21 protein-coding genes and 1 other annotated feature are annotated in these 26,116 nt (G+C 40.3%); of the genes, 20 read left to right on the top strand and 1 reads right to left on the bottom strand.

What is annotated here, in order from left to right:
• The 18 genes from AC4BHP_RS08075 (at position 1) to AC4BHP_RS07990 (ending at position 20,247) form a co-directional block, all read left to right on the top strand.
• On the top strand, positions 1-261 hold the full coding sequence (locus AC4BHP_RS08075; protein WP_066100670.1) for a YggT family protein: 261 nt from the start codon (positions 1-3) through the stop codon (positions 259-261).
• Between the two features lie 59 nt (positions 262-320).
• The gene (locus tag AC4BHP_RS08070) at positions 321-1,094 is read left to right on the top strand and encodes a YlmH family RNA-binding protein (protein WP_490551841.1); all 774 of its coding nucleotides are present in this window, start codon (positions 321-323) and stop codon (positions 1,092-1,094) included.
• 86 nt (positions 1,095-1,180) lie between these two features.
• Positions 1,181-1,693 (top strand): DivIVA domain-containing protein, encoded by a 513-nt coding sequence (locus AC4BHP_RS08065; RefSeq protein ID WP_066100664.1) that lies wholly within the window; start codon positions 1,181-1,183, stop codon positions 1,691-1,693.
• Between the two features lie 59 nt (positions 1,694-1,752).
• Positions 1,753-1,987: a binding site (T-box leader), on the top strand.
• Between the two features lie 69 nt (positions 1,988-2,056).
• Positions 2,057-4,831, top strand: coding sequence for an isoleucine--tRNA ligase (ileS, locus tag AC4BHP_RS08060; RefSeq protein ID WP_490551840.1), 2,775 nt, complete (start codon positions 2,057-2,059; stop codon positions 4,829-4,831).
• 274 nt (positions 4,832-5,105) lie between these two features.
• Positions 5,106-5,579, top strand: coding sequence for a signal peptidase II (gene lspA, locus AC4BHP_RS08055; RefSeq protein ID WP_490551839.1), 474 nt, complete (start codon positions 5,106-5,108; stop codon positions 5,577-5,579).
• The gene (locus AC4BHP_RS08050; protein WP_490551838.1) at positions 5,572-6,486 is read left to right on the top strand and encodes an RluA family pseudouridine synthase; all 915 of its coding nucleotides are present in this window, start codon (positions 5,572-5,574) and stop codon (positions 6,484-6,486) included. Before lspA ends, AC4BHP_RS08050 begins: the two co-directional genes overlap by 8 nt.
• A 182-nt stretch (positions 6,487-6,668) precedes the next feature.
• Positions 6,669-7,208, top strand: a complete 540-nt coding sequence (pyrR, locus tag AC4BHP_RS08045; RefSeq protein WP_140461240.1) for a bifunctional pyr operon transcriptional regulator/uracil phosphoribosyltransferase PyrR — start codon at positions 6,669-6,671, stop codon at positions 7,206-7,208.
• 112 nt (positions 7,209-7,320) lie between these two features.
• Positions 7,321-8,625 carry a uracil permease gene (uraA, locus tag AC4BHP_RS08040; protein ID WP_490551837.1) on the top strand — a complete coding sequence of 435 codons (1,305 nt, stop codon included), beginning with the start codon at positions 7,321-7,323 and terminating at the stop codon, positions 8,623-8,625.
• Between the two features lie 149 nt (positions 8,626-8,774).
• Positions 8,775-9,713, top strand: a complete 939-nt coding sequence (locus tag AC4BHP_RS08035) for an aspartate carbamoyltransferase catalytic subunit (protein WP_066100647.1) — start codon at positions 8,775-8,777, stop codon at positions 9,711-9,713.
• Positions 9,676-10,962: a dihydroorotase gene (gene pyrC / locus AC4BHP_RS08030; RefSeq protein WP_490551836.1), complete on the top strand. Its 1,287-nt coding sequence runs from the start codon at positions 9,676-9,678 to the stop codon at positions 10,960-10,962. Before AC4BHP_RS08035 ends, pyrC begins: the two co-directional genes overlap by 38 nt.
• Positions 10,959-12,047, top strand: coding sequence for a carbamoyl phosphate synthase small subunit (locus AC4BHP_RS08025; RefSeq protein ID WP_490551835.1), 1,089 nt, complete (start codon positions 10,959-10,961; stop codon positions 12,045-12,047). The genes pyrC and AC4BHP_RS08025 overlap by 4 nt, the downstream gene beginning before the upstream one ends.
• Positions 12,044-15,256: a carbamoyl-phosphate synthase large subunit gene (carB, locus tag AC4BHP_RS08020; protein ID WP_490551834.1), complete on the top strand. Its 3,213-nt coding sequence runs from the start codon at positions 12,044-12,046 to the stop codon at positions 15,254-15,256. Before AC4BHP_RS08025 ends, carB begins: the two co-directional genes overlap by 4 nt.
• Positions 15,253-16,014, top strand: a complete 762-nt coding sequence (locus AC4BHP_RS08015) for a dihydroorotate dehydrogenase electron transfer subunit (RefSeq protein WP_148629550.1) — start codon at positions 15,253-15,255, stop codon at positions 16,012-16,014. The genes carB and AC4BHP_RS08015 overlap by 4 nt, the downstream gene beginning before the upstream one ends.
• Positions 16,011-16,955 (top strand): dihydroorotate dehydrogenase, encoded by a 945-nt coding sequence (locus tag AC4BHP_RS08010; protein ID WP_148629551.1) that lies wholly within the window; start codon positions 16,011-16,013, stop codon positions 16,953-16,955. Before AC4BHP_RS08015 ends, AC4BHP_RS08010 begins: the two co-directional genes overlap by 4 nt.
• On the top strand, positions 16,927-17,640 hold the full coding sequence (gene pyrF, locus AC4BHP_RS08005) for an orotidine-5'-phosphate decarboxylase (RefSeq protein ID WP_490551833.1): 714 nt from the start codon (positions 16,927-16,929) through the stop codon (positions 17,638-17,640). Before AC4BHP_RS08010 ends, pyrF begins: the two co-directional genes overlap by 29 nt.
• The gene (pyrE, locus tag AC4BHP_RS08000) at positions 17,637-18,266 is read left to right on the top strand and encodes an orotate phosphoribosyltransferase (RefSeq protein WP_490551832.1); all 630 of its coding nucleotides are present in this window, start codon (positions 17,637-17,639) and stop codon (positions 18,264-18,266) included. The genes pyrF and pyrE overlap by 4 nt, the downstream gene beginning before the upstream one ends.
• Before the next feature lie 259 nt (positions 18,267-18,525).
• Positions 18,526-19,362 (top strand): Fpg/Nei family DNA glycosylase, encoded by an 837-nt coding sequence (locus AC4BHP_RS07995; RefSeq protein ID WP_490551831.1) that lies wholly within the window; start codon positions 18,526-18,528, stop codon positions 19,360-19,362.
• Positions 19,363-19,500: 138 nt separating this feature from the next.
• A complete protein-coding gene (locus tag AC4BHP_RS07990) occupies positions 19,501-20,247 on the top strand; it encodes an SDR family NAD(P)-dependent oxidoreductase (RefSeq protein ID WP_140461250.1) in 747 nt (248 codons plus the stop codon).
• A 347-nt stretch (positions 20,248-20,594) separates the two neighbouring features.
• On the opposite strand, the gene AC4BHP_RS07985 is transcribed toward AC4BHP_RS07990, so the two are convergent.
• The gene (locus AC4BHP_RS07985; RefSeq protein WP_490551830.1) at positions 20,595-22,298 is read right to left on the bottom strand and encodes an Rqc2 family fibronectin-binding protein; all 1,704 of its coding nucleotides are present in this window, start codon (positions 22,296-22,298) and stop codon (positions 20,595-20,597) included.
• A gap of 136 nt (positions 22,299-22,434) precedes the next feature.
• Here AC4BHP_RS07985 and AC4BHP_RS07980 point away from each other — a divergent pair, with 136 nt between their 5' ends.
• Together AC4BHP_RS07980 and AC4BHP_RS07975 are read left to right on the top strand one after the other, a co-directional pair.
• Complete coding sequence (locus tag AC4BHP_RS07980) at positions 22,435-25,104, top strand: calcium-translocating P-type ATPase, SERCA-type (protein ID WP_066100611.1); 2,670 nt, start codon at positions 22,435-22,437, stop codon at positions 25,102-25,104.
• A gap of 94 nt (positions 25,105-25,198) precedes the next feature.
• The gene (locus AC4BHP_RS07975; protein ID WP_066100608.1) at positions 25,199-26,074 is read left to right on the top strand and encodes a YicC/YloC family endoribonuclease; all 876 of its coding nucleotides are present in this window, start codon (positions 25,199-25,201) and stop codon (positions 26,072-26,074) included.
• Positions 26,075-26,116 lie beyond the last annotated feature (42 nt).

Genomic DNA, 26,116 nt, shown 5'->3' with positions numbered 1-26,116 from the left:
ATGGATATAGTTTTTTATATACTTTATAAAGCAGTAGATATATATTCCTGGGCCTTAATTATTTACATATTAATGTCGTGGTTTCCAAATGCAAGGGATACAGGAATTGGAATGTTTTTAGCACGCATATGTGAGCCGTTTTTGGAACCATTCAGGAGAATTGTACCTTCGCTCGGCATGATTGATATTTCTCCAATTATAGCGATTCTTGTGTTAAATATGGCACGAGTAGGAATCTCCGCGTTGGCAGGCATTTTTTAAGAAGAATGTTAGCTCCCTTTCAAAACAGGGAGCTTTTATATTTTAGCTGGAGGATGTAAATGGATATTTATCAGCATTTTCGTCAGGAAGAAAGAGAATTTATCGATCAGGTGCTTGGATGGATTGATCAAGTGCAGGAGCAATATGCCCCTAAACTGACAGATTTTCTTGACCCCAGAGAATCAGAGATTGTAAGGATGCTAATTGGTACAAATGGAGATGTACTTGTTTCCTTTTTTGGAGGAAGCGAAGCGGCCGAGCGGCAAAGAGCGCTCCTCTATCCGGACTATTATGAACCGCAAATCGAGGATTACGAACTGACCATTTATGAATTGTTTTATTCTGCAAAATTTACGACACTGAAACACAGGCAGATTCTTGGCACGTTAATGTCTGTTGGCTTAAAGAGAGAAAAATTTGGTGATATATGGATTGAAGGCGAGCGAGTACAATTCGTTGTTGCAAAAGATGTAGCATCCTATCTGGAGATGAATATATCTAAAATGGGCAATGCGGGTGTAAAGTTTCAGGAAATACCTGCTGATCAGGCCATGACTGTTACGGAACAATGGAAGGAATGCCAAGTGACAGTTTCCTCCATGAGAATTGATACGATATTGTCGGCTATCGCCAATATTTCGAGGCAAAAGAGCCAAACACTCGTACACCAGGGGCGTGTTAAGGTAAACTGGAAACAAGTCGATAATCCATCATATGAAATCAGAGAAAGTGATGTGTTATCCACTCGTGGGATAGGGAGAATGAAGATATTTTCCATTGAAGGAAAAACAAAGAAAGATAAATGGAAAATAAAGTGTGGTATACAAAAATAATCAGGAATTTAGAAGGAATATCACCATTACTGTCGAAAGCATAGTATAATAATTAAGAGAAGAATCAGTATTCGGAGGTGCAGTCTATGCCATTATCACCGCTAGACATACATAACAAGGAATTCGGCAGAGGATTCCGCGGTTACGATGAAGATGAAGTAAATGAGTTTCTTGACCAAATAATTAAAGATTACGAGTTGGTCCTTCGAGATAAGAAAGATCTTGAAGCTAAAGTGGAAGAGTTGGAACAACGCCTTGAGCATTTCTCCAACATTGAGGAAACGTTGAATAAATCAATCGTCATTGCTCAGGAAGCCGGAGAAGATGTCAAACGAAATTCTCAAAAAGAGGCTAAATTGATTATGAAGGAAGCAGAAAAAAATGCTGACCGAATTGTCAATGAGGCATTATCTAAAGCAAGAAAAATTGCTATTGAAATTGAAGACCTTAAAAAGCAATCTAAAGTATTCAGAATGCGTTTTAAAATGCTTGTTGAAGCCCAGCTTGATTTATTAAACAGTGAAGATTGGGATAAACTTCTTAAATATGACGTGGATGCCACTGAATTTGATATCGACCTGAATGAAGAAGAAATGTAAGGTCTTGACTTTATCGTAAGTTATTGAATATAATATTTTAACAAATCTATTCAAAAAATGATAAAACGAAGACGGGAACAGTACATCAGATTATACTTTTTGTAGCGAGCCGGGGAAGGTGGGAGTCCGGTAAAAGAATCTGGATGGAAGATCATCCCTGAGTCTGCTTTTGAACCCAGCTTGGCTGGCAGTAAATAGCGGCGAGTCATTCACGTTACGAATACCAAGAGGAATATTGTCAGGCAATATTCTAAAAGGGTGGTACCGCGGAAATATAGCCTTTTCGTCCCTTTACCGGGATGAAAAGGCTTTTTTGTATTTATTTATGAAAATAGTTTAACCGAAGTTTAAGGAGTGAATGGAATGGAATTTAAAGACACATTATTGATGCCTAAAACAGAATTTCCAATGCGTGGGAATTTACCAAAAAGAGAACCGGAAGTTCAAGCAGGTTGGGAAGAAAAAAATATTTACAAATTAGTACAGGAGCGCACGAAGGACCTTCCTAAATTTGTGCTGCATGACGGACCTCCTTATGCGAATGGAAACATTCATATCGGGCATGCAATGAATAAAATCTTAAAGGATTTTATTGTTCGCTTTAAATCAATGAATGGTTATAATGCGCCATATGTACCAGGTTGGGATACTCATGGTTTACCAATTGAAACAGCTCTAACTAAAAACAAAAAAGTAAATCGTAAGGAAATGACAATCGCTGAATTCCGTAAACTTTGTGAGGAATATGCTTATACACAAATTGATCAGCAGCGCACTCAATTTAAACGTTTAGGTGTAAGAGGAGACTGGGAAAATCCATACATCACACTGAAACCTGAATATGAAGCTGAGCAAATCAAAGTTTTCGGTGATATGGCGAAAAAAGGCTATATCTATAAAGGATTAAAACCGGTTTATTGGTCTCCTTCCAGTGAATCTGCACTAGCTGAAGCGGAAATCGAATACCACGACAAGAAATCAGCATCTATCTTTGTTGCATTTGATGTGAAGGACGGCAAAGGAGTAGTGGAAGAGGGAGCGAAGTTCATTATTTGGACAACGACACCTTGGACCATTCCAGCTAACCTTGGAATTGCTGTTCACCCACGCCTTGATTATGTACTTGTGAATGTGGATAGTACAAAATATATTGTGGCTGAAACATTATTGCCTTCCGTTAAAGAAACACTTGGATGGGAGAATGCTGAAGTTGAGAAGACTGTTAAAGGTGCTGAACTGGAATATGTAGTCACTAAACATCCATTGTATGACCGTGACTCACTTGTTATTTTAGGAGAGCATGTAACCACTGATGCAGGTACAGGTTGTGTTCATACTGCGCCAGGACATGGTGAAGATGACTTTATCGTAGGTCAGAAATATAATCTTGGAGTACTCTGCCCAGTGGATGGAAAAGGCCATATGACTTCTGATGCTCCTGGATTTGAAGGATTATTCTATGATAAAGCAAACAAAGAAATCACGGATAAACTCGAGGAAGTCGGTGCTCTGTTAAAACTTGATTTCATTACACACTCTTATCCGCATGATTGGAGAACGAAAAAGCCAACAATTTTCCGTGCAACTGACCAATGGTTTGCTTCAGTTGATGATATCCGTGAAGACCTATTGCAGCAGATCAAAGAAACTAAATGGGTACCTGCATGGGGTGAAACGAGATTATTTAACATGATGCGTGATCGTGGAGACTGGTGTATTTCCCGTCAGCGTGCATGGGGCGTACCGATTCCGGTGTTTTATGCAGAAAATGGTGAAGCAATCATTACGGATGAAACGATTAAGCATGTATCCGATTTATTCCGACAATACGGTTCCACTGTTTGGTTTGAGAAAGACGCAAAAGATCTTCTCCCAGAAGGCTTTACACATGAAGGCAGCCCTAATGGCTTATTTACGAAAGAAACAGATATTATGGACGTATGGTTTGACTCTGGCTCCTCCCATCAATCAGTTCTTGAAGCAAGAGAAGATTTGAGAAGACCAGCTGACCTTTACCTCGAGGGTTCAGACCAATATCGTGGATGGTTTAATTCCTCTTTGATCACGTCAGTTGCTGTTACTGGTAAAGCTCCTTACAAGGAAGTATTAAGCCACGGATTTACACTTGATGGAGAAGGCCGTAAAATGAGTAAATCCCTAGGAAACACAATTGACCCATTAAAAGTTATTAATCAAATGGGTGCAGATATTCTGCGTCTTTGGGTTGCGAGTGTCGATTACCAGGCTGATGTACGTGTTTCTGATAATATTCTGAAACAAGTATCCGAAGTATATCGTAAAATTCGTAACACATTCAGATTCCTGCTTGGAAACCTGAGCGGATTTAACGCAGAGCATGATGCTGTTTCTTACGAAAATCTTCGTGAAGTGGACCAATATATGCTCATTAAGTTAAATGATTTGGTTGATCAGGTAAAACAATCCTATGACAATTATGAATTTGCTGATATCTATAATGGTATCAATAATTTCTGTACACAGGATTTAAGTTCCTTCTATCTGGATTATGCAAAGGATATTCTATACTGCGATGCGGAAAACAGTGATGGCCGCCGTGCAATTCAAACTGTACTGCATGAATGCGTTATGAAGCTAGTTAAATTGATTGCTCCTATTCTGCCGCATACAGCTGATGAAGTTTGGACTTTTATCGATGATGCTGATGCAGAGAGCGTACAATTAACAGATATGCCGTCGGTTGAAAATTATCCAAATAGTACAGCTGTTAAAGCGAAATGGGATTTGTTCATGAATTTACGTGATGATGTCCTTAAAGCGCTTGAAGAAGCAAGAAATTCAAAAGTAATTGGTAAATCATTAAATGCGAAAGTAGCATTGTATGTAAGTGAAGAAACAAAAGATTTGCTTGAAAGCATTGAAGAAAGCCTTGAACAATTATTTATCGTTTCTTCAGTGGAAGTTGCCGGATACATTTACGATGCACCGGAAGAAGCTATTAAGTTAGAGCATGCGGCAATTTTAGTCACAAAAGCAGATGGAGAAACTTGTGAACGTTGCTGGAATATCAGTGAAGAGGTTGGTACAATTGAAAAACACCCAACTTTATGTGAACGCTGCTCCACAGTGGTAGTTAACGAATATCCAGAACTCGGATAATCGAGTATTTTAAAATGATAGAGAGCCGATTTCCTGAGTGCTTATGCAATCAGTGAAAAGTGAGGTACACTCTCATTTGAAGAGCTTTTATGTGTGGGCAGTAGAGGTGATAGACCGACCTGCTCCAAAATACTGGGATGCTATTCCTTCTATAGGCCCTTTCATCTATTCGAAAGGGCCTGTATTTTTGTTAAAGTTTTAAAACATTTGTTAGATAGATATGCTACAATTTGTTAGGCAGTATGTACATTTTAAGCAGGCAGGGGGCAAGCTTATGTTATATATGTATTATTTGATTGCGTTGCTCATTATCATGATTGACCAATTTACGAAATGGTTGGTCGTTAAGTATATGACCTTAGGGGAAAGTATACCAATCATTGATAACTTTCTATACATTACCTCTCACAGAAACCGAGGGGCAGCCTGGGGAATTCTTCAGGGACAAATGTGGTTTTTTTATATCGTAACAACCGTGGTTATTATTGGAATTGTCTTTTACATAAGAAAATTCAGTACCGATAAGTTGACGGGGATATCCCTTGGACTTATTCTTGGAGGAGCGATTGGTAATTTTATTGATCGGATTTTCCGCAATGAAGTGGTTGATTTTGTGCATACGTATATATTCTCATACAGTTTTCCTGTCTTTAATGTGGCAGATTCTGCTCTTTGTATAGGAGTTGGATTATTGGTGATTGCTATGTTTTTGGAGGAAAAAAGAGCTAAGGAGCTAAAGAATGGATAGTCAAAGACTGATAGTAACAGAAGAACATAAAGGTGAAAGGCTTGATAAGGTCCTTTCCGTTTTAAATGAAGAATGGTCACGTTCTCAAGTCCAGCAGTGGATTAAAGAAGGAAATATTCTGGTTAATGACAAGCAGGTAAAGGCAAATTATAAATGTCAGCTTGGTGACTCTATTGAAATCACACCATCAGAGCCAGAGGAACTTGATGTTGTAGCTGAGAACATTCCTCTTGATATTTATTATGAGGATGCGGATGTTATTGTTGTGAATAAACCTAAAGGCATGGTTGTACATCCGGCAGCAGGACATGGATCAGGTACACTTGTAAATGCTTTAATGTACCATTGCAAGGATTTATCAGGAATCAATGGTGTGATGCGTCCAGGGATCGTCCACCGTATCGACAAGGATACTTCAGGATTGCTCATGGTCGCTAAAAATGATTATGCGCATGAGAGACTTGTAAAGCAATTAACTGAAAAAACAGTTACCCGGAAGTATAAGGCACTTGTCCACGGTATCATTCCGCATGATGCAGGAACGGTAGATGCGCCGATAGGCCGTGATAAACGAGATCGTCAAAGCATGACAGTAACGGACGAAAATTCTAGGCATGCAGTTACACATTTTCATGTACTGGAAAGATTTAAGGACTTTACATTTATTGAATGTCAGCTTGAAACAGGACGTACTCATCAAATTCGTGTCCATATGAAATATATTGGTTATCCTCTTGCCGGTGATCCTAAGTATGGACCAAGAAAAACTCCTGATTTAAATGGACAGGCTTTACATGCAGCAGTTCTGGGATTTATCCATCCAAGAACAGAGGAATATTTGGAATTTGAAGCGCCATTGCCAGCATATTTTGTCGATTATTTGGAAACTTTAAGAATTGACTGTTGACAAGGATAACAATCCTAAAGTAATATAGATACAACTGAATAGGGTCCTTTAAATACAGTCCCGTGAGGCTGAAAAGGTACGTGAAAACTAATGGAAGAAGTATGTCTTTTTTCTATGGTTTATTATATCCTTTTGCCCACGCGGCAAAAGGATTTTTTCATTTTTAGGAAAGGGTCGATGATATGTTAGAGAAAGCAACATTGCTTGATGAAAAAGCAATCTCAAGAGCGTTAACAAGGATTTCTCATGAAATTATCGAGAAAAATAAGGGTATTAGTGATTGTGTGTTGATCGGTATTCGTACCCGTGGTATATTTCTAGCCAAACGTCTGGGACAAAGAATTCATGAAATTGAAGGAGCGGAAATTCCTGTTGGTGAACTGGATATTACCTTGTACCGGGATGATTTAAGCACAAAGACAAAAAGTGGGGATCCACAGGTAAATGGATCAGATATACCATTTAGCTTGAAAGATAAAAAAGTCATTCTGGTTGATGATGTTTTATATACCGGAAGAACAGTGAGAGCGGCTCTGGATGCCCTTATAGATATCGGCAGACCGGCTCAAATCCAATTAGCTGTCCTGATCGACAGAGGGCACAGAGAGCTTCCAATCCGAGCTGATTATGTAGGCAAGAATATACCTACTGCAAAAAATGAAAAGATTGTCGTCAAATTAAAAGAAATGGATGACGGTGAACAAGTCTCCATTTTTGAATAAATAAACCTTTTAATTCAGTCCTGTGAGGCTGAAAAGGGGAGCAAGTGATATTTGCTTATGCAAATAATCATCTCCCTTCGAAACCAATTCTTTCATCAGGGAGGCAATAATTATGACTTCTACAGAAATAGCAAACAATCCTCATATAAGGTACGATGTCAATGAAAAACCAACTCCGAAGCAATGGTTTATATTAAGCCTGCAGCATTTATTTGCGATGTTTGGTTCAACCATTCTTGTGCCGATTCTAACAGGCCTTGATCCGGGAATTGCCCTATTGACAAGCGGTATTGGTACACTGGTTTACATCCTGATCACCAAAGGGCAAATACCAGCCTATCTCGGTTCATCCTTTGCCTTTATCTATCCGATTACTTTACTAAATGAAAGCAGTGGTGTTGGCTCTGCTTTAGTAGGCGGCTTTTTGATTGGACTTGTTTATGCACTCGTTGCTTTATTAGTTAAAAAACTAGGCACTAAAACAATCCTAAATTTTTTACCGCCTGTAGTAGTTGGTCCTGTCATTATGGTAATTGGTCTTGGTCTTGCCTCAACAGCAGTCAATATGGCCATGTATGAAAATCCGAATGCAGAAGTGCTTGTTTACAGCACAAAACATATTACGGTTGCCTTAATTACACTTGCCATCACGATCATATGCAGTGTAGTCTTAAAAAACTTTTTTTCACTGATTCCAGTATTAATCGGTATTATTGGTGGTTATATTACAGCCCTCTTCTTTGGAATTGTAGATTTCACTCCGGTAAAAGAAGCAGCCTGGTTCCAGCTTCCAAACTTCACGATGCCATTTGTTGATTATACGCCAACGTTAAGCTGGGAGATTATTCTGGTTATGATTCCGATTGCCATCGTCCCTATATCAGAACATATAGGTGATCAATTGGTTATTAGTAAAATCGCAGGACGTAATTTTGTTGAGAAACCAGGATTGCATCGCTCATTGTTAGGAGATGGAGTATCCATTATGATTGCCTCTTGTCTTGGTGGTCCTCCGAATACAACCTATGGAGAAAATATAGGTGTTATGGCTCTTACACGGGTATTCAGTGTGTATGTTATAGGCGGAGCGGCAGTCTTTGCAATCCTGTTCGGATTTATTGGAAAAATTTCAGCCCTTATTCAATCCATTCCATCAGCTGTGATGGGTGGGGTATCCATTCTTCTGTTCGGTATCATAGCATCAAGTGGTTTACGGATGTTGATCGACAGCAAAATCGATTTATCTAAAAATAGAAACTTAGTCATATCCTCTGTCATTTTAATCATTGGTGTAGGTGGTGCAATGCTCAAAATCACCGATCATGCCTCCATTTCAGGAATGGCATTAGCCGCCATTGTAGGTGTCATCTTAAATCTTGTACTTCCCGGTAAGGAAACCAGCGAAAGTCAGGGTTGATAGTAGATCCAACAAGTAAAATACAGGGATTAGGTTAAGTACGACAATTCCAGTATGCGATATTGGGATGAATCGACTAAATAAACTAAAACCCTGATTCGTAAAAAACGAATTAGGGTTTTTTTTAGAATATGGGAGGCTGGTTGATTGTGAAACATTTACTTACGATGACAGATTTGTCGATTGAGGAAATTACAGGCTTGCTTTTAGATGCTGAGGCATTTGCTAATGGGGAAACGTGGATGCCAGCAAAAAGACACTTTGTAGCAAATTTATTTTTTGAAGCGAGCACGCGTACTAAAATCAGCTTTGAAATGGCACAGCGGAAGCTTGGGCTGGATGTAATCCCTTTTGAAGTGCAAACATCAAGTGTATTAAAAGGCGAAAGCCTATCCGATACAGTGAAGACTTTAGAAGCAATTGGAGTGGAAACCGTAGTAATTCGTCATTCAGAAGATAATTTTTTTGCAAATTTAATACAAAGTGGTGTATATTTATCCATAATGAATGCTGGTGATGGATGCGGGCATCATCCTACACAATGTTTATTGGACTTGATGACCATTAAACAGGAATTTCAAACGTTTCGAGGTTTAAAAGTGGCAATCATAGGAGATATCAGGCATAGCCGCGTAGCGCGATCAAATGCGGAAACACTGACCCGATTAGGCGCAAAGGTTGTTTTCTCAGGCCCACAAACTTGGGCGAATCCTCCGGGAAGTAATGTGGCCTATGAACCAATTGATGACGCTATCGAAAACGCAGATGTAGTTATGTTGCTCCGGATCCAGCATGAACGTCATTCAGTGGAAATGCCAATGAGCAAAATAGAATATTTGAACAGATATGGCTTGACGATTGAAAGGGAGAGACGGCTGAGGAGTAATTGTATAATTATGCATCCTGCGCCAGTGAACAGAGGTGTGGAAATTGATGATTCTTTAGTTGAATGCGCACGTTCGCGAATATTTAAACAAATGACCAATGGAGTATATGTGAGAATGGCTGCTTTAAAAAATAGTATCGAGCAAAGGGGAGGAGCGGCAAATCATGAATACAATTATAAAAAGTGCGCAATTTTATCTTGAGGATGGAACACAGGTCACAAAGGATATTTTAATTCAAAACGGAGTGATTTCCGATATCCAGGATGAATTGCAAAATCAGCAGGCAAACATCATTCATGCTAAAGGATTTTTATTGGCACCTGGTTTTATCGATTTGCATGTTCACCTAAGAGAGCCGGGAGGAGAACATAAAGAAACGATTGAAACAGGTACACAGGCTGCAGCAAAAGGCGGATTTACCACTGTAGCTGCTATGCCGAATACACGACCCGTTCCGGATACAGCCGAACATTTACGTTCGTTAAATAATAGAATAAGAGAAACGGCGAGCACAAGGGTATTGCCCTATGCATCAATTACAGTCAGGGAGCTCGGAAAGGAATTAACTGATTTTGAATCTCTGAAAAAATCCGGAGCATTTGCCTTTACAGATGACGGAGTCGGCATCCAGTCAGCTGGTATGATGCTTGAAGCTATGAAAAAAGCTGCAAAACTGGATATGACCATTGTCGCTCATTGTGAGGATAATTCGTTAATTCAAAGTGGATGTGTACATGAAGGAATCTATTCGAGAGAACATGAATTACCCGGCATCCCTTCAGTATGTGAAGCGGTCCATATTGCCAGGGATGTATTACTGGCCGAGACAACAGGGTGCCATTATCATGTTTGCCACATAAGCACGAAGGAGTCTGTAAGAACGGTTCGTGATGCCAAGAAAGCAGGCATACATGTAACAGCAGAGGTAACCCCCCATCATTTGTTACTGTCCGAAATGGACATTAAGGAGCTGGATCCTAATTTTAAAATGAATCCGCCTTTAAGAGGTGAGGATGACAAAAAAGCATTGCTAGAAGGCCTGTTAGACGGGACGATTGATTTTATCGCTACGGATCATGCTCCCCATTCAGTAGAGGAAAAATCACAAAATATCAGACTTGCGCCGTTTGGCATAGTTGGATTAGAAACAGCCTTTCCGCTGTTGTATACATATTTGGTAAAAAAGGGAGCGATGACCCTGAAACAATTAATTGATTTCTTGACGATTAAACCAGCGCAAGCATTTGAACTTAACTACGGAAAAATAGAAATAGGGATGCCTGCGGATCTCGTCTTGCTTGATTTAGAAGAAGAACAAGTGATTAATCCTGATACCTTCCTTTCCAAAGGAAAAAACACGCCATTTGCTGGCCTGAGCTGTCAAGGATGGCCGGTCATGACGATTGTGGAAGGAAAAGTAGTTTGGCAGAAAGGAAGTCTAACTGAATGAAGAGACAATTGATTTTAGAAGATGGAACAATTTTTATTGGCGAAGCATTTGGAGGAGAAAGCGATAAAATTGGTGAGGTTGTATTTAATACGGGGATGACCGGTTATCAGGAGATTTTATCTGACCCTTCTTATTGCGGTCAAATTATTACGATGACTTATCCTTTAATTGGTAACTATGGAATCAATAGGGATGATTTTGAGTCAATCGCTCCGAGCCTAAGTGGCCTAATTGTAAAAGAAGTGGCTGATTTTCCTTCGAATTGGAGAAGTGATTTTTCTCTTGATGAATATATGAAAATAAGGAATATCCCTGGCATTGCAGGGATTGATACTCGGAAGTTGACAAGAATGATTCGTGAAAGAGGTACAGTAAAAGGTGTGATTTGTTCAATAACTAAAGATGCTGAAACGATGCTCCATCAAGTGAAAGCAACTGTGCTGCCTCGTAATCAGGTTCAAAAGGTATCTACAAAAAAAGCATATCCGAGTCCAGGACGCGGTTATCGGGTAGTTGTAGTAGATTTTGGAATGAAGCATGGAATATTAAGAGAATTAAACAATCGAGGCTGTGATGTAATCGTTGTGCCTTATAATACTACCTTTGAAGAAATTATGACGCTGCGTCCAGATGGTATCATGCTGACAAATGGACCGGGAGACCCTGAAAATGTACCGGAAGCGATTGAAATGATAAGAAGAATTATCGGAAAAGTGCCAATGTTCGGCATTTGTCTTGGGCACCAGTTGTTTGCTCTAGCATGTAATGCAGAAACTGAAAAAATGAAATTTGGGCATCGCGGTTCCAATCACCCAGTTAAAGATTTAAAAACAGGCAAAATTGCACTGACCTCGCAAAACCATGGATACACAGTGAAATATGACTCTATTGAACAAACAGACTTGGAAGTTTCGCATATTGCATTAAATGACGGAACGATTGAGGGATTAAGACATAAATACTACGATGCTTTCACCGTCCAATATCACCCGGAATCATCGCCTGGCCCGGAGGACGCAAATTATTTATTTGATCAATTCATTAGCATGATTGAGAGATCCAAACTGAAGGAGGCAGTAAAATGAGTAAACGTACAGATATTAAATCCATCCTGGTTATTGGATCCGGACCGATTGTAATCGGCCAGGCAGCAGAATTTGATTATGCGGGTACACAAGCTTGTCTGGCATTAAAAGAAGAAGGGTATCGTGTTGTCTTGGTTAATTCCAACCCGGCTACAATTATGACAGACACGGAAATTGCAGATGCGGTTTATATTGAGCCATTAACGTTAGAGTTTGTCAGTAAAATTATCCGTAAAGAACGCCCTGATGCTCTATTGCCGACTCTTGGAGGGCAGACTGGATTAAATCTGGCTGTAGAACTGTCCAAATCTGGAGTGCTCGAGGAATGCGGTGTTGAAATTCTGGGAACAAAGCTATCGGCAATTGAGCAGGCTGAGGACCGTGATCTATTCCGAAGCTTAATGAACGAATTGAGTGAACCGGTTCCTGACAGTGCGATCATTCATAATCTGGAAGAAGCCGAGGCTTTTGTTCAGACTGTAGGATACCCTGTAATTGTACGACCGGCTTATACACTTGGAGGGACAGGCGGCGGAATCTGTTCAAACGAAGAGGAATTACGCGAGATTGTAGCCGGTGGTCTCAAGAGCAGTCCTGTCACCCAATGCTTGCTGGAAAAAAGCATTGCAGGGTTCAAGGAAATTGAATATGAGGTCATGAGAGATTCGAATGATAATGCAATCGTAGTTTGTAACATGGAAAATATCGATCCTGTCGGAATACATACGGGAGATTCGATTGTAGTGGCACCGAGCCAAACATTGAGTGACCGGGAATACCAATTATTGCGCAATGCGTCGTTGAAAATTATACGTTCTTTAAAAATAGAAGGAGGCTGCAATGTTCAGCTTGCTCTTGATCCAGATAGCTTCAATTACTACATTATCGAGGTTAACCCAAGGGTGAGCCGTTCGTCTGCCCTTGCTTCTAAAGCAACCGGTTATCCTATCGCAAAGCTTGCAGCTAAAATTGCAGTTGGTTTGACACTCGATGAGATGATCAATCCCGTAACCGGAAAAACTTATGCGAGCTTTGAACCGGCACTTGATTATGTCGTAACCAAAATACCACGCTGGCCTTTTGATAAATTTGAGGAAGGGAACAGAACCCTCGGAACGCAAATGAAAGCAACTGGTGAGGTTATGGCAATCGGCAGAACGTTCGAGGAATCTCTATTAAAAGCAATTCGCTCCCTAGAGGTTGGAATCTTGCACTTTGAACTGCCTAAGGCTGAGATGATCACAGATGAAGAGATAGAAAAACAAATTAAAATAGCAGCAGACGAACGACTATTTTATATTGCTGAAGGGTTAAAGCGCGGATTAACGATTCAGTTAATCCATGAATGGTCTCGGATTGATTTATTCTTTCTGCATAAATTTACAAAGATTGTTGAGATGGAAGCTAAACTGTTAGAAGCCCCCTTCCATCCGAGATATACATTAATAGCCAAAAAACTTGGTTTCTCTGATTATATCTTAGCAAAGCTTTGGAAAAGCTCTGAATTGGAAGTGTATCAGTGGCGCATGGACAATCAAATCAAACCGGTATTTAAAATGGTCGATACCTGTGCTGCGGAGTTTGAATCTGAAACACCATATTTTTACTCCACTTATGAGGATGAGAATGAATCAATCGTAACGCCAAAGAGGAGTGTCGTTGTACTTGGTTCCGGACCCATTCGAATCGGGCAGGGAGTTGAGTTTGATTACGCAACTGTTCATTCTGTCTGGGCGATTAAAGAAGCCGGCTATGAAGCGATTATTATAAACAGCAATCCGGAAACGGTCTCAACAGATTTTAGCATTTCAGACAAACTATATTTTGAGCCCTTAACGATTGAAGATGTGATGAATGTCATTGATTTAGAAAAACCAGAAGGGGTTATTGTACAATTTGGCGGTCAGACAGCCATTAATCTTGCCTCAGCCCTTGTAGAAAGAGGAGTTAAGATACTGGGTACGTCTTTAGAGGATGTGGATCGATCTGAAAATCGCGATATGTTTGAGCAAGCCTTAACAGAACTGAATATCCCGCAGCCTAAAGGGAAAACAGCCTTGTCAGTGGAGGAAGCAGTCGAAGTGGCTGATGAGATTGGATACCCTATTTTGGTAAGACCGTCCTATGTTCTTGGTGGAAGGGCAATGGAGATCGTGGATGATCAGGAGGATTTGCTTCATTATATGAAAAATGCCGTGAAGATAAATCCGAAGCATCCTGTATTAATCGATCGTTATTTAACAGGGAAAGAAATTGAAGTAGATGCAATTTCTGATGGTGAAACAGTTGTTATTCCGGGTATCATGGAGCATATTGAACGTGCTGGAGTCCATTCTGGTGATTCTATAGCAGTCTACCCTCCACAGAATCTGTCAGAAAATACGAAAGAAAAAATTATAGATTATACGATTAAACTAGCAAAGGGTTTGAATATAATTGGTCTGTTTAATATCCAATATGTAGTCTCTAATAATGAAGTGTTTGTAATTGAAGTTAATCCCCGTTCAAGCAGGACGGTACCGTTCTTAAGCAAAATCACTAATGTTCCAATGGCGAATTTGGCCACTAAGGTCATTTTGGGACAAAAGCTTAAGGATTATGGTCTTGAAAATGGCCTTGTCCCTGAAAAGGCGGGTGTGTTCGTAAAAGTACCAGTATTTTCATTTGCAAAGCTTCGCCAGGTTGAAATTACGCTCGGACCAGAAATGAAGTCAACGGGTGAAGTACTGGGAAAAGACGATACATTGCAAAAGGCTTTGTATAAAGGGTTGATTGCTTCAGGAATTCAAATTAAGCAATATGGAACTGTCCTCTTGACTGTTGCGGATAAAGACAAAGAAGAGGCCGTTTTACTTGCGGAGCGTTTCAATGAAATCGGCTATCAAATCATTGCTACAGAGGGAACGGCTCAAGCGTTAGATCAAGCGAATATTCCATGTCGAATTGTTGGAAAAATTGGCAGTGAAGAGCCGAACTTATTGGATATGATTCATAATGGCAAAGCACAGCTGGTTATTAATACGTTAACCAAGGGAAAACAGCCTGAACGTGATGGCTTTAGAATTCGTCGTGAGTCGGTTGAAAATGGGATTCCTTGCATGACTTCCTTGGATACGGCCAATGCCATTTTAACAGTACTGGAATCGCTAACGTTTTCGACAACTAAAATGAACCATATGCAAACAGCCAAGGAGGCAATCAGCTTATGATTCAAAAAGAGATGATGACAGTCGTCAGCCATCGAATGATTGCGCCGAATATATTTGAAATGACTATGGAGGGGACACTTGTCTCCTCCATGGCAATGCCTGGGCAATTTGTACATATCAAAGTATCGAACGGAATAGATCCTTTGCTGCGCAGGCCAATCAGTATATGTAAAATTGACCCTGAGCAATCTCGTTTTACAATCGTTTACAGAGCGGAAGGGAAAGGAACCAGGATTCTTTCTGAAAAAAAAACAGGGGAAAAAGTCGATGTGCTTGGTCCGCTTGGCAACGGGTTTACGGTTGAGGATGTGAACCCGGGAGGAAAAGCGCTTTTGATAGGCGGAGGAATTGGAATACCACCTTTATTGCAGCTATCAAGAGATTTAACGGCTAAAGGTGTATCTGTGATTCATATTTTGGGCCTCCGTACCGCAGTAGATATTTTTTATGAAAACGAATTTGCTGAGCTTGGGGAGACCATTATCACAACTGAAGACGGGACTTACGGAATAAAAGGCTATGTAACAAATGCTTCAGTTCCAATGGACATTGATGTGGTCTATACATGTGGGCCAACACCAATGCTAAAGGCCGTTAAGGATAAATATAAAGGGAAAAAGGTGTTTATTTCGCTTGAAGAGAGAATGGGCTGCGGAATAGGTGCCTGCTTTGCCTGTGTGTGCCGTACCCCGGGAAATGGATACCGGAAGATATGTATCGATGGCCCGGTATTTCGTTCAGAGGAGGTCGTCATATGAATAATCCATTAAGCATCAATCTGCCTGGATTAGCCTTAAAAAATCCGATTATGCCGGCATCTGGTTGTTTCGGCTTTGGGAGGGAATACAGCCAGTTCTATGATCTCGATAAGCTGGGTGCCGTCATCATTAAATCAACGACACTTGAACCGCGTATTGGAAATCCGACTCCAAGGGTTGCGGAAACAAATGCAGGGATGCTAAATGCCATTGGACTTCAAAACCCTGGCTTGGAGCATGTGATGAATGAGGAGCTTCCATGGCTTGATACGTACGATGTACCGATTATTGCTAATGTGGCAGGAACCATGATGGAGGATTACGTGGAGACGGCGAAACGGATCAGTACAGCTCCAAATGTGCATGCTCTTGAACTGAATATTTCCTGTCCGAATGTAAAATGCGGAGGTATTCAATTTGGTACCGATCCGTCTGTGGCTAAAGAATTAACTAAAGCGGTAAAAGAAGTATCTTCAGTGCCAGTTTATGTTAAATTGTCTCCGAATGTCAGCGATATAGTATCCATTGCGAAGGCAGTTGAAGATGGTGGTGCTGATGGACTGACGATGATTAATACACTAATAGGAATGCGTATTGATCTCAAAACATCCCAGCCGATTTTGGCTAATCGGACAGGCGGTTTATCAGGGCCAGCCATTAAACCGGTTGCGATTCGAATGATTCATGATGTTAGCTCGCAGGTTTCGATTCCTATCATTGGCATGGGCGGCATTGAAACAGCAGAGGATGTTATTGAATTCCTTTATGCAGGTGCGAGTGCGGTTGCGGTTGGAACAGCCAATTTTATTAATCCGTTTGTAATGCCTGAGATTATTGACGCTCTCCCAGACCTAATTTTATCACTCGGGTTTGATCATATATCAGAATGTATTGGAAGGAGCTGGAATAGGAATGCGGAATACACCGGTCATCGCGCTTGATTTTCCTAATAGAGAGCTAACCTTGCGATTTTTACATAAATTTAATGAGGAAAAATTGGCTGTTAAAGTAGGTATGGAGCTTTATTACGGAGAAGGTCCTTCTATCATCACTACAATTAAAGGATTGGGACATGACATTTTTTTGGACTTGAAATTGTACGATATTCCTAATACGGTTGGAAAAGCAATGGAGACAGTGGCAAGACTGGGAGTCGATATGGTTAATGTTCATGCAGCAGGCGGAAGAAAGATGATGGAATATGCGCTTGATGGTCTTGAAAAGGGTACCTCTACTGGAGAAAAAAGACCGCTATGTATAGCGGTTACGCAATTGACAAGCACAAGTGAAGAGCAGATGCAAAGAGAGCAATTCATTCAGACAACCCTGGCTGAAAGTGTCATTCATTATAGTCAATTAGCAAAAGAATCAGGTCTTGATGGAGTAGTTTGCTCCGTACATGAAGTACAGCAAATTAAAAATCAGGTTGGTCGAAATTTCGTAACAGTTACTCCGGGAATTCGTCTGGCCAGTGATGCAGCAGGAGACCAACAAAGGGTGGCTACACCGTTTATGGCTAGTAGGCAGGGCAGTGATTTTATCGTTGTGGGAAGAAGTATTACAACGGCAGAGAATCCAATAGAGGCCTATTATAAGATAGTTGAAGAATGGGAGAGACCGATATGAAAAGAAAAATAGCAGAGCATTTATTATCTATTCAAGCTGTAGCCTTACAGCCAAGCAATCCATTTACTTGGTCATCAGGTATCAAATCCCCGATTTATTGTGATAATCGATTAACGATGTCTTACCCGGAAGTACGGAGGGATGTAGCGAGAGGCCTAGCTCAATTAATAAAAGAAAAATTTCCTGAAGCTGAGATTATTGCAGGAACAGCTACAGCAGGCATTCCGCATGCTGCCTGGGTAAGTGAACAGCTAGATTTGCCGATGATTTATGTTCGTTCCAGTGCAAAAGGGCATGGAAAAGGAAATCAAATTGAGGGGAAAGTGGAAAAAAGCGATAAAGTGGTCATCGTGGAGGATTTGATCTCAACGGGAGGAAGCTCAATCACATGTGCCAAGGCATTGCGTGAAGCCGGCTGTGATGTACTAGGGGTTGTATCAATCTTTACATATGAAATGGATAAAGCAACTAGTGCATTTGCTGATATTGAGATTCCATACTATTCCTTAAGCGATTATTCTACTCTTATTGAAGTTGCGGAAGAACACCAATACGTGACAAAGGAGGAGCTGAATAAGCTCCGTAAATGGAAGCAAAATCCTTATGATGAGAGTTGGGTCAACTAAATACATACATAAAGAGTCAGCGAGAAATGATTTGAATTTGTTTGAGTTTCCCCTTTTTGTTTATGTCTGTTAAACGTTATGTTGATTATAGGTGATCTGATTGAGCGAATGCTAGAATTAGAGGGAGAGTATACCGCGAGCGGCCAACAAGAAATATCATAAGGAAAAAGACTGAGTGGTTTCATTCAGTCTTTTTGTTCATTCGGCTCTCGTAATAGTCTCCGGATAAGGTAAACTGGCATAAAAGGAGGAATGGAGAATGGCAGAGTTACCCGAAATCTATCAATTAAGCACCCAGATGAATGACTCTCTCACGGGTAAACAAATTGAACGGGTGGAAATAAAGCAGGAAAAGTGCTGCAATGTTTCGGCGTTTGTATTTTCATCACGAGTAATAGGATCAACGGTTAAAACGGTTCAAAATAAAGGAAAATGGATCATCGTTTCCTTATCGAATGGAGAAAATATGTTAATTTCGCTCGGGATGGGAGGAGATTTGCTTTACTTTGAACACATTTCATCCAATCCCGTTCAGGAAAAATATCAATTCCTTATCCAATTTCAAGATGGGACAGGGTTTTCCATCCGATTTTGGTGGTTTGGAAAAGTGTATATCGCCAATGAACAAGAAATCAAAGAAGAAAAATCAATCAAAGATATTGCCTTCACTCCATTCGATGAGGAATTTACCTATGACTATATCAGACGGTTGGTTAACGGAAAAAAAGCGGGAATTAAATCCTTCTTGTTGAATCAAAAAAACGTTGGCGGAATCGGCAATATGTATATTCACGATATCTTGTTTGAAAGCGGAATTCATCCTCAGAAGAAAGTATCCAACCTATCGGAAGAAGAGGTCAAAAACCTCTATGACAGCATGCAGGAACAATTGCACCATTCTTTATCCAAGGGGAGTTTTTCTCTTGAAAAGGATTTTTATGGACACAACGGTGGGTACTCGACGAGTGATTTTCAGATAGCGTATAAAAAAGGGGAACCTTGCCCTAGATGCGGGGAGACCATTCAATCGATCAAAACAGGAAGCACCACCTCGTACTTTTGTCCTGCGTGTCAGAGGTTGTCAAAGGCGGAATGAAATATTCTGTCTTTTTTTGATTTTGTTCATCCAGGAAACATCAGTTTTAGTTAGACAATCCCACTAAAAGACGCTTGCAAATACCAAAAATTGGGTAAAAATATGAGTGTGAATGTGAATAAAAAGGAGGAAAAGAGCATGGGGAGACTGGATGGAAAAGTGGCAATTATCACGGGTGCATCACGAGGAATGGGTTCTGAACACGTTAGAGAGTTTGTCAAAGAAGGAGCTAAAGTGGTGATTACGGATGTACTCGAAGCGGAGGGAAGGACGTTATCGAAAGAGCTCGGGGAGAACACACTATTTGTGAAACACGATGTAACCAATCCAGACGATTGGAAACATGTCATAAACCAAGCGGTTGAAGCCTTTGGACCTGTGACGGTTTTGGTGAATAATGCTGGATATGCTGGTCCTGTGTCTTCGCTGACCGATTTGGCAGATGAAGACTACCTCAAAATCATAAGTATAGACCAACATGGAACCTTCTATGGGATGAAAGCGTTAATTCCGCATATGATCGAGGCGGGGGGAGGCTCCATTGTGAATATATCATCTACCGCAGGATTAAGACATGTCAATGGAACCCCCAATGTGGCGTATACGGCAGCCAAACATGCAGTGAACGGGTTGACGAAAGCAGCAGCCGTAGAATACGCCGACAAGAATATTCGAATCAATGTGATATGTCCAGGAGGTGTATTAACCCCGCTGCTAAAAGAAACCTATACACAAGAACAACTGGATATGTATGCTACAGCTCCGATAGGACGATTATCAGACCCACAAGAAATCTCTAAACCAGTCTTGTTTTTAGCCTCGGACGACGCCTCCTATATAACGGGAGCGGAGTATGTCGTGGATGGGGGACTATTAGCTAGATAGCTCAATCGGGCGATAGGTGAAAATCAACCGACTGGCCGTCTTCAGAGGCTCAAAAAAATATCAGGGAAGATCCCTGATATTTTTTATTGGCAGTCTTTTTCTCCCCCCACTTTAGCAAGTGTGTATAAGGAGGAAATTTAAGAAGATAACAAAACAGGTTAATATAACTGTGGATATACTTTGATACTGTTCGTAATATGCAGCGAGCGGGAACTGATTTTTTTGTTGGGATACGAACGCCCTGGACACTCAGCAATGATGAAGTATCTTATTTCCTATTTAGAGTAATAACAAAAGAATAATAATATAATAAAAACGCAGCGGAAAATTAAAACCGCTGCGTTTATCTATGCTTTTAAGGATAAAACCACTTCTTCATCCGGGGTAACATAGTAGGTTGTTTGATTATCATAGGTTACAAAGCCCGGTTTTGCTCCAGCTGGTTTTTTGACATGCCTGATTAGTGTAGAGTCTACCGGAACTTGGCTCGACTGCCTGGCTTTACTGAAATAGGCAGCCAGAATGGCGGCTTCTTTTATCGTTTGTTCGGTAGGGTTTGCATCGCGGATGACAACATGGGATCCCGGAATATCCTTTGTATGGAACCAAAGCTGATTTTTAGCCGCTAGGCGATTGGTTAAATATTCATTCTGCTTATTGTTTTTACCTACCAAAATTTCAATGCCATCACTGGACAAATAGGAATCAAGGACAGGTTTTAAATCTTTTTTCTTACCTTGCTTTTTGGTATATCTTTTTTTCACATATCCGCCTTCTTCAAGCTCTTCACGGATTTCCTGCAAATCTCTTGGTGAGGCAGTGTTCATTTGGTGGATTAAATTATCGAGATATTGAATTTCCTCATTTGTTTTTTCGATTTGATTGATTACAAAGGATTTGGCGTTCTTTGCCTTTTGGTATTTAGAAAAATACCATTGAGCATTTTCAGAAGGGGTTTTTCGGACATCGAGCTCAATCAAAAGAGTAGGTTGATTTTCATCATAATAATCAATTACTTCAGCACTCTTCATTCCTTTGTTCAAAGCGTAAATATGACCGGTTATCAGTTCCCCGTATTTCTTGAATATTTCTGCCTTCTCTGAATCCTGCAGAGTCTCTTCTAATTTTATTAGTTTCTTTTCATTTTTTTCTTTTTCATTTGAGAGAATTCTCTCCAGGTCATGCGCTTGCTGCTTGACGCGATCCCGATCCGCTTTTTGATAATAAAAGCGATCTAACAATAAGCTTAGCGAAGGGAATTCCTTCTTATCACCTTTCAAATGCTGAAGGGGGATGAGGTAAAAAGCTTCCTTATCACCTGTAACCAATGTTGGCTGATAATTATGTGATTTTAATTGCTCCATTATTATATTGAAGCTCTCTGGAACGGTCTCCCTGTTTACGAGTCCAGCCCTGTATGTTATTTCTTTCGCAAGAAGAGGAGAGATACCAGCAAACTGTGTGACCAATTGTTTATCAATTTTGCCAGCAAAATAATCAATATGTATCAAGCCTTTATCTATATCTGATAGCGGATTGATTTTATTCTGAGCTGGCGGCAAAACGTAGGAATGACCTGGCAATAATGTCCTGTAGCTGTTTAAAGCAGGCGGTACATGCTTGATACAGTCTATGATCATATTTCTTTCTTTATCAACAAGAATAATATTGCTGTGTTTGCCCATTATCTCTATGATTAATAATTTTTGAGTTATGTCGCCGATTTCATTGCGCCCTCTAATCTCAAATTTAATGATTCTTTCCAATTCAGGCTGTTCGATTTTCTCTATAAAATAGCCTTCCAAATGTTTACGAAGCAGCATGCAAAACATGGGTGCTTCTGAAGGGTTATCCGTGTTTTCTTCTGTTAGTTGTACACGAGCATAGCTGGGATGTGCAGACAACAGAAGCTTATGATTGGTTCTGCCTGCGCGAATGACTAGCAGTAATTCATTTTTATAGGGCTGATGAATTTTTGTTATTCGTCCACCAGTTAACGTCTCTGATAATTCTTCGGTCATTGCTCTTGTAAAAAAACCGTCAAAGGACATATATGTGACACCTTCTTTAGTAAGTATTCGAATTATAAATCTCCATTCAAACAAGTATAGCATTTTTTAGGACAACTCTGAATAAACATGTACCAAAGAAAGTTATTCGGATTGTTAAGGAGGTTGTATCCGTCACATGAAACTTGCAGAAATGGACAAAGAAAAGCTACAATCCGCTTTTGGAGTACATACAAAAAAAGGGTTAAGTCATCAGGAAGCAAAAAAAAGGTTAAACCAATACGGAGAAAATGAATTAGCAGAAGGAGAAAAGCAATCTGCTTTAATTCTGTTTTTTCAGCAGTTTAAAGATTTTATGGTCCTTATCCTGCTTGCGGCTACTCTCGTTTCAGGTTTGCTGGGAGAGTATATTGATGCAATTGCCATTATCATGATCGTATTGATTAATGGTTTATTAGGGTTCTTTCAGGAAAGGAAAGCAGAAAAATCGCTGTCGGCTTTAAAGGAAATGGCTGCACCTCAAATGATTGTATTACGTGATGGGTTATGGTCGAAAATTCCGGCTAAAGAATGTGTTCCGGGAGATATAGTAAAGTTTTCAAGTGGCGACCGTATTGGTGCAGATATGAGGATTTTCCAGCAGTATAATCTTGAAATAGAAGAATCTGCATTGACAGGTGAATCGCTCCCTGTTGCTAAAACGGAAGAACCAAAAAGAGATGGGCAAGACGGAATCGGCGATCAGGTTAATATGGCATTTATGGGAACGATGGTAACACGTGGGTCAGGTGAGGGTATAGTTGTTGCGACAGGAATGAAAACGGCAATGGGCCAAATCGCAGATCTGCTACAAAATGCCAATACGCAACAGACGCCTTTGCAGCTTCGCCTGGAACAACTGGGAAAGATACTCATTGTTGTTGCATTACTGCTGACTTTATTGGTTGTAGGAATTGGTGTTTTACAAGGAAATAACTTATACACCATGGTTCTTGCGGGAGTATCTTTAGCCGTAGCTGCTATTCCGGAAGGTTTACCGGCTATTGTTACGGTAGCCTTATCCCTGGGAGTCCAGCGAATGATTCGACAGAAAGCAATCGTAAGGAAACTGCCTGCTGTAGAAACATTGGGCTGTGCATCAGTCATTTGTTCTGATAAAACAGGGACGATGACTGAGAATAAGATGATGGTGACTAAGGTTTGGGTTTCAGGGCAGCAGTGGTCAGTGTCTGGGAAAGGGTTTGATCCAACCGGTAAGTTTGAATGTGTGAGCGGTCATCAGGATGATACAGAGCTGAAGCAATTGCTAACCTATGGTATCCTCTGTAACAACTCTGAGCTTAAGCTTAAAAAGAAAAAGTATTATATAGATGGGGATCCGACTGAAGGAGCTATGCTTGTTGCCGCTATGAAGAAGGGAATTGACCGCCAGCTTTTATTCGAAAAGTATAAGATTTTAAAGGAGTTTCCTTTTGAATCAGAACGTAAATTAATGAGTGTATTGGTAAAGGATCATAACGGAAGGCAATTTGTCATAACTAAAGGGGCACCTGATGTTTTACTTGGGAAATGTACAACGGTTATGTCCAATGGAAGAGTGCAGCATATGGACGAGCAACTTCGTGAGTCCATAGGGAATACAACTGAACATATGGCTGAACAAGCATTAAGGACAATTGCGGTTGCCTACAAAAGTGTACCAGCCAATCAAGCAATTCTTGACCAAACGGATGCTGAAAATGAATTGATATTCCTTGGCCTTGAAGGAATGATGGATCCACCGCGTCCAGAAGTAAGGAAAGCGGTGCTGGAATGTCGCGATGCCGGTATTAAAACGGTGATGATAACCGGCGATCACTTAATAACAGCAAAGGCTATCGGTAAACAATTGGAGATATTCCGCGAAGGAGACCGTGTGCTGACCGGTAAAGATTTAGATGCGATGTCTGTGGATGATTTGGAAAATATCGTTGATGAGACGACTGTTTTTGCCCGTGTTTCACCAGAGCATAAATTAAAAATAGTCAGTGCCTTTCAACGAGTAGGACATATAGTGGCTATGACAGGAGACGGAGTGAATGATGCACCTGCTATAAAGGCTGCAGATATTGGAATAGCGATGGGTATATCCGGTACAGATGTGGCCAAAGAAACATCTTCTTTAATTTTATTGGACGATAATTTTGCAACCATAAAATCGGCCATAAGAGAAGGCAGAAATATTTATGAAAATATTCGTAAATTCGTACGCTATTTATTAGCATCAAATGTAGGAGAGATTTTAGTTATGCTATTTGCGATGGTCATAGGATTGCCCTTGCCTTTATTGCCAATCCAGATTTTATGGGTAAACCTGGTTACCGATGGATTGCCGGCTATGGCACTGGGACTCGATCAACCTGAAGAAAATGTGATGAAGCGGGGTCCGCGTCATCCAAAAGAAGGCGTATTCGCTAGGGGATTGGGGTGGAAAATCATATCAAGAGGATTCTTGATTGGTATCGCCACATTGCTCGCGTTTATAACTGTATATAAATCAAACCCTGATAATTTACAATATGCTCAGACCGTAGCCTTTGTAACTTTGGTTCTTGCACAATTAATCCATGTATTTGACTGCAGAAGTGAAAAATCAATCTTTTCAAGAAACCCATTTGGCAATATGTATCTTGTATGGGCAGTCGTTTCTTCTTTAATTCTTATGCTGATTGCCTTGTACTATCCACCTTTACAAACCGTTTTCCATACGGTGCCGATTGCCCCTCGTGATTGGCTATTAATTGTCGGAATGGCGTCTATTCCAACTTTTTTATTGGCGGGTACATTTTATGTAAGTAAATCTAAATAAATTGTGATATAATTTTTAAGGTAGTAGAGTGAGCTCTATTACCTTTTTATTTTATATTAGCGTGTATAATGTTACTGATTGGAGCTGGGGCCGGATGATTTTAAGCATGACAGGGTATGGAAGAGCGAAGACAGAAAACGATTCTTTATCCATAACCATTGAGATGAAAAGTGTGAATCATCGTTTTTTTGAATGCAGTATCCGATCACCTCGTCAACTGCTCATGTATGAAGACAGGATTAAAAAGATTATTCAGCAAAAGCTGCATAGAGGTAGAATAGAAGTATTTATCAGCCTTCAGGGTGAAGGAACCGTTAAAAGAACGATGACACCTAATTGGGATTTAATTGACCAATTCATGAATATATCTACTGAATTCAATAATAAGTACAGTGCGTTTGCAGAACCGGAGATGACTGATTTGCTTCATCTCGAACATATTATCTCTATTGATGAGAAGGAAGAAGTTAATGCCGATCTTGAGAAAATGCTGCTTGGTACGGTAGAAAAAGCTGCTTCTCGCTTGTCAAATATGCGGGAAACAGAAGGTGAGTTCCTAAAGAGCGATTTAACTGAGCATATTAAAAAATTTGATGCAGAGGTTGAGGATGTCAGGGAGCGTGCACCGGAAGTTGTTAAGCAATATAGCAGCCGGCTCAAACAAAAGCTTGAAGAAGCAGTTGGAGATATCTTTGATCCAAACAGGCTGTTAACAGAAGTAGCTTTATTTACAGATAAAGCAGACATACATGAAGAAGTTTCAAGGTTGAAAAGCCATATTGCACAATTTCTAGAATCATTGGAGGCAAGCGGTCCGATTGGAAGAAAGCTTGATTTTCTCATCCAGGAGATGAATCGGGAAACAAATACAATCGGCTCTAAAGCAAACGATGCAATAATTGCAAGAAAAGTTGTCGAGATGAAAACAATTCTTGAGAAAATGAAGGAACAGGTTCAAAATGTAGAATAATACAGTTTATGACAGTACATACAAGCATACACTAGGTAAGAG

This window comes from Pradoshia sp. Z4_20, from assembly GCF_058216035.1.
Note: the sequence above shows the minus strand (reverse complement) of the source record. Positions and strands in the feature narration are given on the sequence as shown.

Coding starts and splice junctions, on each gene's coding strand:
- AC4BHP_RS08075 (WP_066100670.1), top strand. CDS start 1: ATGGATATAGTTTTTTATATACTTTATAAAGCAGTAGATATATATTCC.
- AC4BHP_RS08070 (WP_490551841.1), top strand. CDS start 321: ATGGATATTTATCAGCATTTTCGTCAGGAAGAAAGAGAATTTATCGAT.
- AC4BHP_RS08065 (WP_066100664.1), top strand. CDS start 1,181: ATGCCATTATCACCGCTAGACATACATAACAAGGAATTCGGCAGAGGA.
- ileS (WP_490551840.1), top strand. CDS start 2,057: ATGGAATTTAAAGACACATTATTGATGCCTAAAACAGAATTTCCAATG.
- lspA (WP_490551839.1), top strand. CDS start 5,106: ATGTTATATATGTATTATTTGATTGCGTTGCTCATTATCATGATTGAC.
- AC4BHP_RS08050 (WP_490551838.1), top strand. CDS start 5,572: ATGGATAGTCAAAGACTGATAGTAACAGAAGAACATAAAGGTGAAAGG.
- pyrR (WP_140461240.1), top strand. CDS start 6,669: ATGTTAGAGAAAGCAACATTGCTTGATGAAAAAGCAATCTCAAGAGCG.
- uraA (WP_490551837.1), top strand. CDS start 7,321: ATGACTTCTACAGAAATAGCAAACAATCCTCATATAAGGTACGATGTC.
- pyrC (WP_490551836.1), top strand. CDS start 9,676: ATGAATACAATTATAAAAAGTGCGCAATTTTATCTTGAGGATGGAACA.
- AC4BHP_RS08025 (WP_490551835.1), top strand. CDS start 10,959: ATGAAGAGACAATTGATTTTAGAAGATGGAACAATTTTTATTGGCGAA.
- carB (WP_490551834.1), top strand. CDS start 12,044: ATGAGTAAACGTACAGATATTAAATCCATCCTGGTTATTGGATCCGGA.
- AC4BHP_RS08015 (WP_148629550.1), top strand. CDS start 15,253: ATGATTCAAAAAGAGATGATGACAGTCGTCAGCCATCGAATGATTGCG.
- AC4BHP_RS08010 (WP_148629551.1), top strand. CDS start 16,011: ATGAATAATCCATTAAGCATCAATCTGCCTGGATTAGCCTTAAAAAAT.
- pyrF (WP_490551833.1), top strand. CDS start 16,927: ATGCGGAATACACCGGTCATCGCGCTTGATTTTCCTAATAGAGAGCTA.
- pyrE (WP_490551832.1), top strand. CDS start 17,637: ATGAAAAGAAAAATAGCAGAGCATTTATTATCTATTCAAGCTGTAGCC.
- AC4BHP_RS07995 (WP_490551831.1), top strand. CDS start 18,526: ATGGCAGAGTTACCCGAAATCTATCAATTAAGCACCCAGATGAATGAC.
- AC4BHP_RS07990 (WP_140461250.1), top strand. CDS start 19,501: ATGGGGAGACTGGATGGAAAAGTGGCAATTATCACGGGTGCATCACGA.
- AC4BHP_RS07985 (WP_490551830.1), bottom strand. CDS start 22,298: ATGTCCTTTGACGGTTTTTTTACAAGAGCAATGACCGAAGAATTATCA.
- AC4BHP_RS07980 (WP_066100611.1), top strand. CDS start 22,435: ATGAAACTTGCAGAAATGGACAAAGAAAAGCTACAATCCGCTTTTGGA.
- AC4BHP_RS07975 (WP_066100608.1), top strand. CDS start 25,199: ATGATTTTAAGCATGACAGGGTATGGAAGAGCGAAGACAGAAAACGAT.